This is a genomic window from Gordonia sp. NPDC003425 (genome assembly GCF_053588635.1).
This window is the reverse complement of sequence record NZ_JBSFQI010000003.1, coordinates 152,197-167,476: the sequence shown is the minus strand read 5'-3', so window position 1 is coordinate 167,476 and position 15,280 is coordinate 152,197. Positions and strand designations below refer to the sequence as shown.

At 69.4% G+C, this 15,280-nt stretch carries 12 protein-coding genes and 1 riboswitch; of the genes, 9 read left to right on the top strand and 3 right to left on the bottom strand.

Annotated elements, in window-relative coordinates:
• Positions 1–27: 27 nt before the first annotated feature.
• Positions 28–738: an enoyl-CoA hydratase/isomerase family protein gene (locus ACWDTD_RS05575; protein ID WP_449746079.1), complete on the top strand. Its 711-nt coding sequence runs from the start codon at positions 28–30 to the stop codon at positions 736–738.
• Positions 735–1,907, top strand: coding sequence for an amidohydrolase (locus ACWDTD_RS05570; RefSeq protein ID WP_449746078.1), 1,173 nt, complete (start codon positions 735–737; stop codon positions 1,905–1,907). The genes ACWDTD_RS05575 and ACWDTD_RS05570 overlap by 4 nt, the downstream gene beginning before the upstream one ends.
• Positions 1,908–1,965: 58 nt before the next feature.
• On the opposite strand, the gene ACWDTD_RS05565 is transcribed toward ACWDTD_RS05570, so the two are convergent.
• Positions 1,966–2,442: a gamma-glutamylcyclotransferase gene (locus tag ACWDTD_RS05565; RefSeq protein ID WP_449746077.1), complete on the bottom strand. Its 477-nt coding sequence runs from the start codon at positions 2,440–2,442 to the stop codon at positions 1,966–1,968.
• A 194-nt stretch (positions 2,443–2,636) separates the two neighbouring features.
• On the opposite strand from ACWDTD_RS05565, the gene ACWDTD_RS05560 reads away from it, so the two are divergent.
• The 5 genes from ACWDTD_RS05560 to ACWDTD_RS05540 all read left to right on the top strand — a co-directional run bounded on the left by ACWDTD_RS05560 (position 2,637) and on the right by ACWDTD_RS05540 (position 8,310).
• Entirely contained in the window at positions 2,637–4,058 is a 1,422-nt protein-coding gene (locus ACWDTD_RS05560) for an NAD(P)H-quinone dehydrogenase (protein ID WP_449746076.1), read from the top strand.
• A gap of 87 nt (positions 4,059–4,145) precedes the next feature.
• On the top strand, positions 4,146–5,513 hold the full coding sequence (locus ACWDTD_RS05555; protein WP_449746075.1) for a hypothetical protein: 1,368 nt from the start codon (positions 4,146–4,148) through the stop codon (positions 5,511–5,513).
• Entirely contained in the window at positions 5,510–5,956 is a 447-nt protein-coding gene (locus tag ACWDTD_RS05550) for a hypothetical protein (protein WP_449746074.1), read from the top strand. The genes ACWDTD_RS05555 and ACWDTD_RS05550 overlap by 4 nt, the downstream gene beginning before the upstream one ends.
• A 94-nt stretch (positions 5,957–6,050) precedes the next feature.
• On the top strand, positions 6,051–7,793 hold the full coding sequence (locus ACWDTD_RS05545; protein ID WP_449746073.1) for a glycerol-3-phosphate dehydrogenase/oxidase: 1,743 nt from the start codon (positions 6,051–6,053) through the stop codon (positions 7,791–7,793).
• Between the two features lie 94 nt (positions 7,794–7,887).
• Complete coding sequence (locus ACWDTD_RS05540) at positions 7,888–8,310, top strand: pyridoxamine 5'-phosphate oxidase family protein (protein WP_449746072.1); 423 nt, start codon at positions 7,888–7,890, stop codon at positions 8,308–8,310.
• A gap of 40 nt (positions 8,311–8,350) precedes the next feature.
• Here the strand turns inward: ACWDTD_RS05540 and ACWDTD_RS05535 are convergent, their stop codons facing one another.
• Entirely contained in the window at positions 8,351–9,151 is an 801-nt protein-coding gene (locus ACWDTD_RS05535; protein WP_449746071.1) for a DNA-formamidopyrimidine glycosylase family protein, read from the bottom strand.
• The gene (locus tag ACWDTD_RS05530) at positions 9,144–13,901 is read right to left on the bottom strand and encodes an ATP-dependent helicase (protein ID WP_449746233.1); all 4,758 of its coding nucleotides are present in this window, start codon (positions 13,899–13,901) and stop codon (positions 9,144–9,146) included. The genes ACWDTD_RS05535 and ACWDTD_RS05530 overlap by 8 nt, the downstream gene beginning before the upstream one ends.
• Positions 13,902–13,984: 83 nt before the next feature.
• A riboswitch (cobalamin riboswitch) is annotated at positions 13,985–14,043 on the top strand.
• A gap of 76 nt (positions 14,044–14,119) precedes the next feature.
• On the opposite strand from ACWDTD_RS05530, the gene ACWDTD_RS05525 reads away from it, so the two are divergent.
• Entirely contained in the window at positions 14,120–14,347 is a 228-nt protein-coding gene (locus ACWDTD_RS05525) for a CbtB domain-containing protein (protein ID WP_449746070.1), read from the top strand.
• Positions 14,348–14,392: 45 nt separating this feature from the next.
• The gene (locus tag ACWDTD_RS05520; protein WP_449746069.1) at positions 14,393–15,229 is read left to right on the top strand and encodes a CbtA family protein; all 837 of its coding nucleotides are present in this window, start codon (positions 14,393–14,395) and stop codon (positions 15,227–15,229) included.
• Positions 15,230–15,280: the final 51 nt, after the last annotated feature.

Here is a 15,280-nt window from a genome sequence, read left to right as displayed (position 1 = left end):
GAGCGGGCAGGCGATAGGGTCTGTGCCATGCCATTTCTGAGTGACACGCCGCACGGTGGGGCCGAGATCGCCGAACTCTACCTCGGATCGCCGGGTGTGGAACTCGACGAGGCCAATCCGGAGAACAGGTTCGGCGTGGAGTGGTTGACCACGGTGGGCAAACTCCTCGACGAGGTCGCCGCGGGTCCGGCCAAGGCGCTGGTGATCACGGCCACCGGAAAGTTCTTCAGCAACGGACTCGACACCGATCACGTCTTCGCCCACCCCGCGGAGCTGCCCGCCTACCTCGACTCGGTGCATGAGCTCTACGCCAAGGTGCTGACGCTGCCGGTGGCCACCGTGGCGGCGGTCAACGGCCACGCGTTCGGCGCCGGCGCGATGCTGGCCCTGTGCGCCGACCACCGGGTGATGCGTACCGGCCGCGGGTTCTGGTCGCTGCCCGAGGCGGCGCTGAACATGCCGTTCACGCGCGGTATGGCGTCGCTGGTACGCACCCGGGTGCCCGACCGTTCCGCCACCGAGGCGATGCTCACCAGCCGCCGCTACGGCGCCCAGGACGCCGTGGTCGCGGGCATTGTCGACGAGGCCGTCGAGGCCGCCGACCTGATCGGGCGGGCCAGTGCCGTCGCCGCCGAGCGATCCGCGACGGCCGGCGACAACCTGTCGGTGATCAAGCGCGGGCTGCGTTTGCACCTGCTCGAAGACCTGGCGGTGACGACACCGCCATCGCTGCTGTGACCGAGGACTGGGCGTCGGTCATCGACCGGTGGACGTCCACGCACGGCGGCGACGTCATCGGCTGGCGGCGCTCCATCCACGCGCACCCGGAGCTGTCGCGTCAGGAGGTGGTGACCACCGAACTGGTGATGAGTGCGCTCGCCGACCTCGGCCTGTCGCCGCGGCGACTTCCGATGGGCACCGGCGTGGTGTGCGACCTCGGTCCCGCCGACGGATTGCGGATCGCGCTGCGCGCCGACATGGACGCGTTGCCGGTCACCGAGCACACCGGGCTGTCGTTCGCCTCAGGTGTCGACGGCGTGTCGCACGCGTGCGGCCACGACGCACACACCGCGATCCTGCTGGGCGTGGCCGCACTGCTGGCATCGGTCGATGCGCTGCCGGTGGGTGTGCGGCTGATCTTCCAGCCCGCCGAGGAGGTGATGCCCGGCGGCGCGCTGGACGCGGTGGCGGCCGGCGTCCTGGAGGGTGTCAGCCGCATCTTCGCCCTGCACTGCGATCCGCGGCTGCCGGTGGGCACGGTGGGGTTGCGTGCCGGACCGCTGACCTCGGCCGCCGATCACATCGACCTCACCCTGCACTCGCCGGGTGGTCACACGTCGCGGCCGCACCTGACCGCCGACCTGGTGTACGCGATGGGCACGGTCATCACCGGGCTGCCCGGCGTGCTGTCGCGCCGGGTGGACCCGCGGTCGGGCACGGTGATGGTGTGGGGTGCCGCGCACGCGGGCAACGCGGCCAACGCCATCCCGCAGGAGGGCAGGCTGCGCGGCACGGTACGCACCGGTGATCACGCCACGTGGGCCGAACTGGAACCGCTGGTACGCAACGTGATCGGCCAGCTCGTCGCACCGCTCGGCGTGTCCTACGACCTCGCCTACTTCCGTGGTGTGCCGCCGGTGGTCAACGACGAACTGGCCATTGCGATGCTCGCCCGGTCGGTGGCCGCCATCGACCCGGCAGCGGTCGTGGACACCCCGCAGTCACCGGGCGGCGAGGATTTCTCCTGGTATCTCGAGCAGGTGCCGGGTGCGATGGCCCGGCTCGGCGTGTGGGACGGTCGGCGCCCGCAGGTCGACCTGCATCAACCCAACTTCGACCTCGACGAACGTGCCCTCCTCATCGGGGTGCGTACGCTCGCCGGCGTGGTGCTCGGCGCGCACGGGTAGTCAGGCCCGATCGGTTGGTCAGGGCCCGATCCGGTCAATCAGGGCTCGATCCGGTCAATCAGGGCTCGATCGGGCCCGGCCCGACGTTGCGGGCTTCCCGCAAGCGGATGTCTTGCACGTATTCTGCTGGGGCGCCGGCGATCTCGGCGGCATCGGCCATCACGCCGAGATAGCGTGCCGACGGCAGGCCGCCCTCGAACGCGTCGAGAACGTAGAGCCACGCCAGCACCGCGCCGTCCGCGGTGTCCACGCGGGCGCGGATCTTGCGATGGATGTCGAGCTCGGATCCCTCCCACCGGTCGAGATTCTCCTCGTCCTCGGTCGGCACGTCGTAGAGAACCACGAACACCTTCGCGGTGGGATCGTCGCGGTCTTCGGTGACCGTCGCCAGTGAACCCTCCCAGCCGATGTCGGCGCCGCCGAAGGTCAGTCGCCACCCGTGCAGCCAACCCGTCCCCGCCATCGGGGAGTGCGGCGCCCGTTCGGCCATCTGATCGGGATGCATGTTCGACCCGTAGGCGGCATATATCGGCACGTCGGAAAACTCTAGATGCTCACGGGCGACGGCGAAAGGCGGACGCATCCGCACCGGTGTTGCGCGGGCGACGACCGGCCGCACCCTGGTTGTCGTGTCCTGACACCCAGTCGGCACTGAGCGTCCGTCGCCGGACGACTAAGTTGGAGTGCGGTCCGGCCGCCCGGCGGTCGACAACCCAGCCCCGCACGTCGATGACAGGAGTGTGCCCAGTGACCAGGATCGTGATCATCGGTGGTGGGCCTGCGGGTTATGAGGCGGCCCTGGTTGCCGCGGCCTACGGCGCGGACGTCACCGTGATCGATTCCGACGGCATCGGTGGGGCCTGCGTGCTCTGGGATTGCGTTCCCTCCAAGACCTTCATCGCCTCCACCGGCATCCGCACCGAGGTGCGTCGCGCGATCGATCTCGGCATCAACATCAGGACCGACGACGCGATGGTCACGCTGCCGCAGATCCATCAGCGGGTGCGTGATCTCGCGTTCGCGCAGTCCGCCGACATCCGGTCGCGACTGATCAGCGAGGGCGTCACCCTGGTGTCCGGGACGGCGACGTTGGAGCGCACCGACGTCGGGGTGGCCACCCACGGGGTGACCGCGACGCTCGCCGACGGATCGACGCAACACTTCGAGGGTGACGTGGTTCTGATCGCGACGGGCGCATCACCGCGGGTACTGCCCGACGCGCAACCCGACGGTGAACGCATCTTGACGTGGCGGCAGCTCTACGACCTCGAGGAACTGCCCGAGCATCTGGTGGTGGTGGGATCGGGTGTCACCGGAGCCGAGTTCGTGCACGCCTACACAGAGCTGGGCGTGAAGGTGACCCTGGTCTCCAGTCGCGACCGGGTGTTGCCCGGTGAGGACGAGGATGCGGCCCTGGTACTCGAGGACGCGCTGGCCGAACGCGGCGTGGAGCTGGTCAAACACGCACGCGCCGACAAGGTGGAACGCCACGGCGACACCGTCACCACACACCTCGCCGACGGCCGCACCGTCACCGGCAGCCACGTGCTGATGACGGTCGGTTCGATTCCCAACACCGCCGGCATCGGCCTCGACGAGGCCGGTGTGGCCACCGACCGGGGCGGATACATCACCGTCGATCGGGTGTCGCGCACCTCGGTACCGGGTATCTACGCCGCCGGCGACTGCACCGGTCTGTTCCCCCTCGCGTCGGTCGCCGCCATGCAGGGACGGATCGCCATGTACCACTCCCTGGGCGAAGGGGTCAGCCCCATCAAACTCAAGACGGTGGCCTCGGCCATCTTCACGCGACCCGAGATCGCCACCGTCGGGGTTTCGCAGAAGGCAATCGACGCCGGGGAGTATCCGGCGCGCACGGTGATGCTGCCGCTGGCGACCAATCCGCGGGCCAAGATGAGTGGGCTGCGCCGCGGCTTCGTCAAGATCTTCTGCCGCCCGGCGACCGGTGTGGTGATCGGCGGTGTGGTGGTGGCGCCGACCGCCTCGGAGCTGATCCTGCCGATCGCCCTCGCGGTGCAGAACAAGCTGACCGTCGGGGATCTCGCGCAGACGCTGTCGGTCTATCCGTCGCTGTCGGGCTCGATCACCGAAGCGGCCCGGCAACTCGTGCGCCACGACGACCTGGACTAGTCCACAGGGCCGCGGTACGGACCTGCCGGAGGGGGACGCGCGGGGTAATCTCGACATGATTTCGGGCCGTGGACCAGGGGAGGGCCGGTGACGTCACCATCGTCGGGGCGCGACGGCGACTCGGGTCCGTCGCGGGAGGCGCGAGTTCGCTCGAAGGGGGACGATCAGGGTGGCGGGGACGTCACCAACTGGGAGTCGATGAGCATCGTCGAGGTGCTGCACAAGATCTCGACGATGAAGGAGACCTCGGCGTCGGGCGACGCCGCCGCAGTGCTCATCGCCCTGGGTATCGCGCGCGATGTGGCCGCCAGGATGCGTTACGCGTTCGGCACCGAAGACGAGCTCTACGGACTCGCCGCGACCGGCAGTCTTACTGCGGGACAACAACTCTCGAAGCACATCACCGACTCGGCGGACGCGGCGCAGGTGGCGGCGACCGCCATGCAGACCGCGGTGGGGATTCTCACCGCGACGCACGGTCAGACGCCGGACCTGGAGCGGTTGAGTACTCACCTCGTGTCGCACCCCGAGGACTCCGCCGACGTCCGTGCGCAGGTGAGATCGATCATGCTCGGCACCTACAGCAACCCGATGGTCGATGTGCAGTCGACGCTGCCGCAGCCGGCGCCGGGGGGGACGATGTCCACGATCAGCACCTTCGGCGGTACCGGCGGAAGCGGTGGGGGTGATGCCACCAACACGCGTTCGCAGGCGGGCAATCTGGCCGACGCCGACGGACCCGATCCGGCGGGTCCCGGGTCGTCGCCGCCGGCCGCCGCCCCGGCCGTGACGCCTGCCGGCGCCCGGCCGACCACGCCGGCCGGGGTCGACGCGCCATCGGGTCCCGGCGGTCCGACGTCGCCGTCTCGCCGGCCGGCATCCGATCCCGGCCGACTCTCGCGCGACGGGCAGGCCGATCCGGTGGTGCCGGTTGGTGGACCCCGCTCGCCGCGCGCGCAGGGAGCTCCCCGGCCCGGTGGGCCGGGGAGCTCCGATGGGGGGCCGTCGGCCGGTGGCCCCTCCGACGTCGGTGGTCCCGCCGCGACAGGTCCGGAAACACTGCCCCCGGCGGCACCGTGGGGACCGGTGCTGCCGGGCTCCGCGAACGCGCCCACCACCACGGCTCCCATCGGTGGGCCGGCCCGCGGTGCGCTGCCGGCGGCGTCCACGCCCGGCGCTCCCGGAGGGGCTGTGCGCCCCAAAGGAGACGAGAAGCACCGTCCGGCAAGGTATCTCAACACCCGCGAGAACGGCGAGGAGCTGGTTGGCGGTTTGCCGCTGGTCGGTCCGCCGGTCATCGGCGACTGGGTGCCGCAGTCGAGCCCGGCCACCGGTACGAACGCCGATGCCGGGACTGCCGTTCCGGCGGTCGCCGCCGACAAGGGTGCCGAGGGTGCCGCGACCCCCGACACGGGCACCGCGTCGGGCAAGGAGTTCGGTTCGGTCCCGTCATGACCATGCCGTCGGTCCGCCGCATCGATCGCCTGCCGGGAGGTGTCGGCGGCCTGGTGGAGCGGGTGCCCCGGGCAGCGATCGACGAGTGCCTCGGACTCATCATGGCCACCGTCATCGACCTCGCCGGCCTCGGCGGACTGCAGGCGGTGCGCGAGGCGGCCGATCAGTGGCGCTCGCACGGTACGGTGCCCGCCGAGACCCGTGCCCGCGTCGACGCCGCGCTCACCCGGTGCGAACTCGACGCGGTGTTGGCCCACCGCGTCGCCGACGTCGAGAGCCAGCGTGTGCTGTTCCGGAAAGCCCGCGGACTGGCCTGCGTGGCGATGGTGTGCACGCCGGGGATCGATGCACGCACCCGGTTCGGTGAGGCCGTCTACGAGGCGGCGAGCGCGATGGGCGGCACCGCGGGTTTGGTGGGGATCATCGCCGACTTCGTGCCGTGAGCGGCCCGCAGTGCGCCCAAGGGTGCCACCGGGCGGCGGCGCGTCTCGATGAGTTCCCGGTGGGGGCGCCGCATCTCCATTAGTGTCGGTGGGCATGGAGACCGAGTTCAATCCGGACCGGCCTGCGGACTTGGGGCCGCTGTACCGTGCCGAGGCCTGGCGGCGGATGGGTACGGAGCAATTCGACATCGTCGTGATCGGCGGAGGCGTGGTGGGTGTCGGTGCGGCGCTCGATGCCGCGACCCGCGGCCTGCGCGTGGCCCTCGTGGAGGCCCGTGACATCGCGTCGGGCACATCGAGTCGCTCGTCGAAGATGTTCCACGGCGGGCTGCGTTACCTCGAACAACTCGAATTCGGCCTGGTGCGTGAGGCATTGCACGAGCGGGAACTCTCGCTCAGTCTGCTGGCACCACACCTGGTGAAGCCGTTGCCGTTCCTGTATCCGCTCAAACACCGGGTGTGGGAGCGTCCCTACATGGCCGCCGGGTTGTTCCTCTACGACACCATGGGCGGCGCGAAATCTGTTCCGGGACAACGACATGTGACCCGTTCCGGGGCGCTTCGGGTGGCGCCTGCGCTCAAACGCGATTCCCTGATCGGTGGTATCCGCTACTACGACACCGTCGTCGACGACGCGCGCCACAGTCTGACCGTCGCGCGCACGGCCGCCAACTACGGCGCCGTGATCCGCACGTCGACGCAGGTGGTGGGATTTCTGCGGGAGGCCGACCGCATCATGGGTGTGCGCGTGCGCGACACCGAGAACGGCGAGACCGCGGAGATCCGGGCGCATTGCGTGATCAACGCGGCGGGCGTGTGGACCGACGAGGTGCAGGCACTGTCGAAGTTGCGCGGGCACTTCCGCGTGCGGGCCTCCAAGGGCGTGCACATCGTGGTCTCGCGCGACCGGATCGTCAGCGAGACCGCGATCATCCTCCGCACGCCGAGTTCGGTGCTGTTCGTGATCCCGTGGGAGACGCACTGGATCATCGGGACCACCGACACCGACTGGAATCTCGACCTCGCCCACCCGGCCGCCACGCGCGCCGACATCGACTACATCCTCGAACGCGTCAACGAGGTGCTGGTCACCCCGCTGCGCCACGAGGACATCGAAGGGGTCTACGCGGGCCTGCGACCGCTGCTGGCCGGTGAGGAGGAGTCGACGTCGACGCTCTCGCGTGAACACGCGGTGGCGACGGTGGCGCCGGGCCTGATCGCCATCGCCGGTGGCAAGTACACCACCTACCGGGTGATGGCGGCCGACGCGGTGGAGGCGTGCACCGACTTCATTCCCAGCCGGGTGGCTCCCTCGATCACCGCCCGGGTGCCGCTGATCGGGGCCGACGGATACTTCGCGCTGGTCAATCAGTGCGATCAGCTCGGTGAGCGCTACGGGCTGCACCCCTATCGCATCCGACGGCTGCTCAATCGCTACGGCTCGCTCATCGACGACGTGCTCTTCTATGCCGCCGCCGACCCCTCACTGCTGCGGCCGCTGGCAGCGGCGCCGCAGTACCTGAGGGTGGAGGTGGTGTACGCCGCCATCGACGAGGCCGCCCTGCATCTCGAGGATGTGCTGGCGCGGCGCACCCGGATCTCCATCGAGTACGGTCACCGCGGCGTCGACTGTGCACGAGAGGTGGCCGAATTGTTGGCGCCGGTGCTGGGCTGGAGCGACGAGACCGTCGAGTTCGAGATCGAGACCTACAACGCGCGTGTGGCCGCCGAGGTGGCGTCGCAGCAGCAACCCGACGATGCGTCCGCCGATGCGTTACGGGCGGCGGCCCCGGAGTCGCGGGTCGACATCCTCGAGCCGGTGCCCGTGCCGGAGTGAAGGGTTTCATCGGGCCCAGACTTCATCGGGCCATTGTGCTCTACGCCCGGTAACGTCGATATCGGGACAATGAGCTATGGGAGAAGGACAGGTCATGGTGGACACTCCGATTCACGCACTCGCCGTCGATGAAGCCTGGGAACTGCTTGCCACTGCCGAGATGGGCAGGATCGCGGTGAGCGCGGGCGGTCAGCCCGACATCTTCCCGATCAACTTCTACGCGGGCCAGGGCCGGATTCTCTTCCGGACGGCGGAGGGCACCAAGCTCTCCGAGCTCACCGTCAATGATCACGTGGCCTTCGAAACCGACAGCTACACAGACACCGGCGGGTGGAGTGTGGTCGTGAAGGGCACCGCGCGGGTGCTCTCCACAGGAGCAGAGATCGCCGACGCGGACAAGCAACCCCTCAAACCGTGGGTGCCCACGCTCAAGTACAACTACGTCGAGATCACGCCCACCGAGGTGAGTGCGCGACGTTTCGATTTCGGTCCCGAACCCGAGCGCTATCCCGTCTGACCGCAGGATCGGTGCCCGAACGACGCCGAGGTGACCGATGTCACCGCTGGCACGACGGGCAGTAATAGATCACGCGCTCCTCGCTGACACCCGACGGTGTGTGTCGGCCCATCTCGTCGCGACGGATGGGTGTGCCGCACCGTCGACATGGTGCCCCGATGCGCCCGTACACCCAGGTTCGCGCACCGTGACCGGTGCGGCCGGTGGTGGTGCGCGCGAGCCGATTCCGGTTCTCCCACAGCATCCGTCGGCACAGATCCACCAGTGCGGGCAGGTTGTCGACCTCGCGCACCGGACGGTCCGGACGCAGTCCGGTGAGAAAGCACGCCTCGCACCGGTAGACGTTGCCCACGCCGGCCAGCAATCGCTGATCGAGCAGGGCCAGGCCGATCGGGGTGTCGGGATGGGCCGCCAGGTTCGCGACGGCTGCCTCGGCGTCGAAATCGTCGGCGAGGAGGTCGGGCCCGAGCCAGTCCAAATCCGCGGCGGTTGCCGAGACCAGTTCGAGAATGCCCAGGTCGAACCCGACCGCCTCGTAACCGTTGGCGCGCAAAACGATTCGCGCCTGGAATCCCGGTCGGCGCCATCGGGTGCCGGCCCGGTGCACGTGCCAGGCGCCCTCCATCTTCAGGTGGCTGTGAATGCTGACGCTGGTGCTGTCGGGCCGTTCGACGTCGATCAGCAGGTGTTTGCCGCGCGAGCGGACGGCGGTCACGGTGGCGCCGGTCAGGTCGGTGGTGGCCAAGGACGGGATACGAAAGTCACTGCGCTCCAGAGGGTGTCCCACCAATGCACGGCGCAGTCGATCGGCGGCCTGGTAGACGGTGTCGCCCTCAGGCATGGTTTCCGTACCGCAGTCGCAGGCCGCGCGGTGTGGTGGCGAAACCGGCGTCGACGAAGACGGGGGCGAGGGGTGACCGCAAGGCGTTCACACCGTCGATCTGATCGACCATCAGTCGTGACACCCGGCCCGACGCCACGGTGGAGGCGAGTGCGGATGCCATCGCGGAGAGGCTACCGTCATCGTCGGTGAAGCTCAGAACCGTCTTGCCGCCGCGTTCGACGAACGCGACGAGATCGCCGTCCACGAGAACCACCAGGGCGCCGGGTTTGCGACCGGGCCGGTGCCCCCCGGCCTCGGGGCGGGTGGGGGGCCACGCCAGTGCCGCACCGTACGGGTTGGCAGGGTCGGTGGCGGCCAGCACCACACCCTGCTCGTGTCGTCTGTCGGCGGGTCCGGCGTCGGCGTGGGCGTGGCGGCGCAACTCGTCGACGGTGGCGGGCCCGGCGAACTGGGCGCCGCCCAGCCGGTCGACGAAATAGCCGCGTCGGACCTGTCCGTTGTCCTCGAACACAGTGAACGCCTTGTAGATTCGCGCGAATCCGCCATTGACGTCCTCGCCGGTGACGCTGCCGCGGGTCACCACCCCGTAGCGGGTGAGTAGTTGTTCGCACAGCGCCTGGGTGACCGTGGTCGGGTCCAGTTCGGCACGCGCAGGCGCGAACCAGCGTCCGCTCGCCGTGGCGCGGACGGTCCCGGCCCCGGCGTTCTGGGCGAGGAGGTGACGGGTGGTGAGGCGGCTGCGCAGGCGCGGCGGCCGTGCGCGCGACCGGTGTGCCGGTGCCGACCGTGCGTTCGCGCTGCGGCGCGGCGCGAGCAGTGCGCGAATCGGGCCGAACGAGTCGTTGCTGATGTGCCCGGACCACACCAGATCCCACAGCGCGTTCTCCACCTCGTCGGCCGATGCCGCATCGTCGGACCCCGCGGCGAACCCGGTGAGTTGGGGGAACCGCAGACCGCCGCCGGTGCCCAACGCGTCAAGCAGTCGGTGGTGCACGTCGGTGGTGTCGATGTCGACGGGGGCCGGTGCGAACAGCGGAGCCAGGTCGGCCGGGTAGAAGCTGATCCACCCGTCCGACGAGCCGATGCGGCCGTGTCCGGCCCAGACGATCTCCCCGGAGCTGAGCAGTTCGTCGAGCATGGCGGGCCGGTAATCCCTCACGCGGGTCGGCAGCACCAGCGATTCCCATGCCGACGCCGGAATCCGGTGCCCGGCAAGCTGATCGAGTACCACAGCCACCCCGTCGGTGCCGGTGAGCCGTTCCGGTTCGGCCACGTGCTGCCACGAGACGAGGAACCGCGTGAACGTGGCGATGTCGACGGGCTCGATCTCCGCGCGGCTCGCCGCCAGCGAACCGCGCCGAATCTGACCGAGGACGTCGCTGTGGCACCATTGAGTCTGCCATGCCGGCCCGGCGGTGGTCTGCCATGCCGGCTCGCCGGCGGTGGTCTGACGGGCCGGCTCGCCGGCGGTGGCCGGGGCGGGCGCGGAGTCGGAGTCGGCGTCGGCGGGCAGGAAGTCGCCCTCCACCACCTTGCGGTCGGCGGCCAGCCGTACCAGGGTATCGCGCACCACGGCCGGACCCATACCGAGACTCTCGGCGGCCTCATCGACGGTGAAGGGGCCGTGGGTACGGGCGTACCGGTGCACCAGATCGCCCACCGGATCGGGCACCGGAGCCACGAATGCGGCCGGAACCCCTAGTGGGGCGGGCACTCCCAGTGCATCGCGCAGCCGTGCCGTGTCCTCGACGGCCGCCCACAACGGCACGCCGCGCACACTGACGGAGATGATCGCGCCACTGCGATGAAGTCGGGTGAGCAGATCCAGTGCGGGCGTGTGCTCGCCGCGGTAGCGCAGCGCCACCTCGTCGGTGGTCAGCGGCCCCAGCCAGCGCAGCAGATCGACGATGTCGTCGGCGTCGCGGGCCTTGCGGTGCTCGTCGAGTCGTTGCAGACGGGCCACCACCTGGGCGATCACCGCGGGATCGAGGAGTTCGCGCAGATCGACGCGGCCGAGCAGTTGCGCCAGCAACGCGGTGTCCAGAGAGAGTGCGGCAGCACGGCGTTCGGCCACCGGAGCGTCGTCGTTGTACATGAACGCACCCACGTAACCGAACAGCAGCGACGCGGCGAACGGTGATGGCGCCGCGGTCTCGACCTCCACCATCCGGATGCGCCTGCTACCGATGCGGACGAGTAGGTCGGTCAGCGCGGGCAGGTCGTAGACGTCCTGCAGGCATTCGCGGACCGCCTCGAGCACGATCGGGAAATCGGGGAATTGCGATGCCACCGAGAGCAATTGGGCGCTGCGCTGACGTTGCTGCCACAGCGGGGCGCGTCTGCCCGGATCGCGTCGCGGCAGCAGCAGTGCGCGTGCGGCGCACTCCCGGAAGCGCGAGGCGAACATCGACGATTCGGCGAGTGCGTCGGTCACGAGTTGCTCGATCTCGTCGGGGTCGACGGTGAACACCGCCGAACCCGGTGGTTCGTCGTCGGTGTCGGGGAGGCGGACGATGATCCCGTCGTCCGACGCGGTGACGGCCCCGTCGAGCCCGAGCGTGGCCTGCAGGCGCGCCGAGATCGCCGACGCCCACGGCGCATGGACACGTAAACCGTAGGGGGAGTGCAGAATCAGGCGCCAGTCGCCGAGTTCGTCACGGAACCGTTCCACCACCAGGGTTCGGTCGGTGGGCAGGTGACCGGTGGCCTGGCGTTGTTCGGCGATCAGTGCGGCGAGATTGTCCCGGGCGTAGCCGCTGAGCCCGAGGTCGGCGGTGTGTCGGTCGAGTTCGGATTCGTCGGCGATCGCCCCGACGAATTTGCCGATCGCGGCGCCCAGTTCGGCGGGCCTACCCACCGTGTCGCCGATCCAGAACGGCAACCTGCCGGGCTGCCCGAACGCCGGCGACACCAGCACCCGGTCGTGGGTGATGTCCTCGATCCTCCAACTGGTTGCACCGAGGGCGAACACGTCGCCGACGCGTGATTCGTAGACCATCTCCTCGTCGAGTTCCCCGACACGGGACTGTTTCCCGGCGCCGACCTGTCCCGCTCGCTCCGCTCCCGGCGACCCCACCATGAACACACCGAACAGTCCGCGATCGGGGATGGTCCCGCCGGAGGTGACGGCCAGTCGCTGTGCGCCGCGGCGCCCGGTGAGTGTGTTGGTGTCGCGATCCCAGGTGACCCGGGGGCGCAGTTCGGCGAACTCGTCGGACGGAAATCGTCCGGAGATGAGGTCGAGTGTCGCCTCGTACACCGACCGTCCGAGTTCGCGGTAGGGGGTGGCGCGACGCACCACGTCGAACCAGGCGTCCACATCGAGGTCGTCCACCGCGGCCGCCGCGATCGTCTGCTGGGCCAGCACATCGAGCGGATTGCGCGGAATCCGAAGCTCTTCGATCGCCTCGTCGCGCATGCGTTGCACTGCCACGGTGCAGTGGATCAGATCGGTGCGGTGTTTGGGGAACAGCACGCCCTGACTGATCTCGCCGACCTGATGGCCGGCGCGACCGATGCGCTGCAATCCGCTGGCCACCGACGGCGGGGCCTCCACCTGGATCACCAGATCCACTGCACCCATGTCGATCCCGAGTTCGAGTGAGCTGGTGGCCACCACGCACCGCAGTCGCCCGCTCTTGAGGTCGTCCTCGATCTCGGCGCGCTGTTCCTTGCTCACCGAGCCGTGATGTGCGCGGGCCAGCAGTGTGTCGGCGCCCGTTGTCGATCCGGAGGCCATGACCAGCGCCGGCGCCCCGCCGCCGACACGTTCGTTGCGGGGCACCTCGCGTTCGGCGCCCGCCCTCGACTCGTGGATCTCGTTGAGCCGCGCAGTGAGTCGTTCGGCGAGTCGTCGTGAGTTGGCGAACACGATGGTGGTGCGGTTGGCCTCGATGAGGTCGACGATCGACGCCTCGACGTACGGCCACAACGAACCCGCGGTGGGGGAGAACGCGTCGTCGAGTTCCTCGGTGTCGGGCGCCGACGGCGGCGGCGGAATGTTCGCCATGTCCTCCACCGGCACGTCGACGCGCAGGTCGAAGGTCTTGGTGGCGCGGGGACGCACGATGGTGCACGGAGCCGCGCCGGAGAGGAAGTCGGCGACCAGTTCGGGTGGCCGAACCGTCGCCGACAGCCCGATCCGTTGTGCGGGCTTGTCGAGCAGTTCGTCGAGACGTTCGAGCGACAACGCGAGATGTGTGCCGCGTTTGGTGCCCGCGACCGCGTGTACCTCGTCGATGATGACGGTCTCGACGGCGGCCAGCGTCGTGCGGACCGACGAGGTGAGCATCAGGTATAGCGATTCGGGGGTGGTGATCAGGATGTCCGGCGGGGTCTTGGCCAGGATGCGCCGCTGCGCGGCCGGAGTGTCGCCGGAGCGCAATCCCACGGTGATGGACGGTTCGGGCTCCCCGAGCTCCTGCGCGGCCCGGGTGATCCCGGCCAGCGGGGCACGCAGATTGCGCTCCACGTCCACCGCGAGTGCCTTGAGTGGCGAGATGTAGACGACGCGGGTGCCACGCGCGCGGTCGGGACGGGCCGCGAGGGTGTCGAGTGCCCACAGAAACGCCGACAGCGTCTTGCCCGACCCGGTGGGTGCGATCACCAGCGTGTGTTCACCGTCGGCGACGGCCTTCCACGCGCCGGACTGTGCCGCAGTGGGCGCCGGGAACGCACCGCTGAACCACCGCCGCGTGGGGGCGGTGAAGCGCTGCAGAACCGGCGCGGAAGTGGCCACGCAATCCATCATCCCCGACGGCCCCGACAGCCATCCCCGACGGCCCCGACAGCGCCCGGGCTGGTATAGAGTCTGATCTGCGCTGATTGCCTGGAATCCGGTGAAAGTCCGGAACGGTCGCGCCACTGTGAGCCCGCGGGCGAGTCAGGACGGGCGGTCGGCGGACCTGAGCCACGCGCTCGCACGTGACGATTGGGGACGCGCAATCCCCGAAAGGACCACTTGAGATGACTTCTTCGCACGCACCGGCCGCCCGGCCGGCACGATCGCTCGCGGTTCCCGACCTGTCGGTCGCGAGTACCGCGGTGGTGCTGTCGGTGACCGTTCTGCTGGCCGCGCTGGCCTACTACTTCCTGGGCTACGACCAGGGCGCGGTGTCGGTCTTCGGTTCCGACACCCACGTGCACGAGTTCGTGCACGACGCCCGCCACTTCCTCGGATTCCCCTGCCACTGAGCAGTGACAGAACCAGGAGACGCCGGGACCGGGAGACAACAGCACATGGAGAAGAAGTTCATCGGCATCGGCCTGCTTGCGGGCCTGATCGCCGGAATCGTGTCGTACGTGTTCGCGCGGGTGTTCATCGAGCCGGTGGTGGCCAAGGCCATCGACTACGAGGACGGCCGGTCGGAGGCGGAGGAGGCTCTCGAGGCCGCGCACGGCCACGGCGCACATGAGCACGGGGCCGAGGTGTTCACCCGGTCGGTGCAGCAGAACATCGGTGCCGGGGTGGGCACCGTCGTGTTCGCGGTGGCCATGGGTGCACTGTTCGCGGTGGCGTTCACCGTGTTGTGGGCATATGTGGGCCGGCGTTATCCGGCGACCGATCCGCGGTGGGCCGTCGGCGCGCTGGGCGCGATCGGGTTCGTCGCGGTGTTCGGCGTGCCGTTCTTCGCCTACCCGGCCAACCCGCCCGCAGTGGGCAATGACGACACCATCGGGGCGCGGTCGGGTGCGTTCCTGACGATCACGCTGCTGTCGGTGGCGTTCGCGATCGCCGCGGTGGTGGCCGCGCTGTGGCTGCGTCCTCGACTCGGTGGGCTGGTGTCGGCGATCATCGCCGCCGTCGGCTACCTGATCGCGGTGACCATCACCATCGCGCTGTTGCCGGAGTTCCACGAGGTACCCACGCCGCTCACCGATGACGGTGGCCAGATCGTGTTCCCCGGGTTCCCGGGCGACGTGGTCGGCGATTTCCGCGTGTACGTGGTGGCCAATCAGGTGATCATCTGGACGGTGCTGACCGCCGGGTTCGCGCTCGGCATCGGCCGGCTGATGCGCGGCGGATCGTCGGACGAGGTGAGTGCCGAGCGCGCCGAACCGCAGTCGGTGGGCTGACGCAGTTCGTGGGTTGAACTCGCTCCCGCGGGTGATCGATTGCCCGGATGT

Coding starts and splice junctions, on each gene's coding strand:
- ACWDTD_RS05575 (WP_449746079.1), top strand. CDS start 28: ATGCCATTTCTGAGTGACACGCCGCACGGTGGGGCCGAGATCGCCGAA.
- ACWDTD_RS05560 (WP_449746076.1), top strand. CDS start 2,637: ATGACAGGAGTGTGCCCAGTGACCAGGATCGTGATCATCGGTGGTGGG.
- ACWDTD_RS05550 (WP_449746074.1), top strand. CDS start 5,510: ATGACCATGCCGTCGGTCCGCCGCATCGATCGCCTGCCGGGAGGTGTC.
- ACWDTD_RS05545 (WP_449746073.1), top strand. CDS start 6,051: ATGGAGACCGAGTTCAATCCGGACCGGCCTGCGGACTTGGGGCCGCTG.
- ACWDTD_RS05540 (WP_449746072.1), top strand. CDS start 7,888: ATGGTGGACACTCCGATTCACGCACTCGCCGTCGATGAAGCCTGGGAA.
- ACWDTD_RS05535 (WP_449746071.1), bottom strand. CDS start 9,151: ATGCCTGAGGGCGACACCGTCTACCAGGCCGCCGATCGACTGCGCCGT.
- ACWDTD_RS05530 (WP_449746233.1), bottom strand. CDS start 13,901: ATGGATTGCGTGGCCACTTCCGCGCCGGTTCTGCAGCGCTTCACCGCC.
- ACWDTD_RS05525 (WP_449746070.1), top strand. CDS start 14,120: ATGACTTCTTCGCACGCACCGGCCGCCCGGCCGGCACGATCGCTCGCG.
- ACWDTD_RS05520 (WP_449746069.1), top strand. CDS start 14,393: ATGGAGAAGAAGTTCATCGGCATCGGCCTGCTTGCGGGCCTGATCGCC.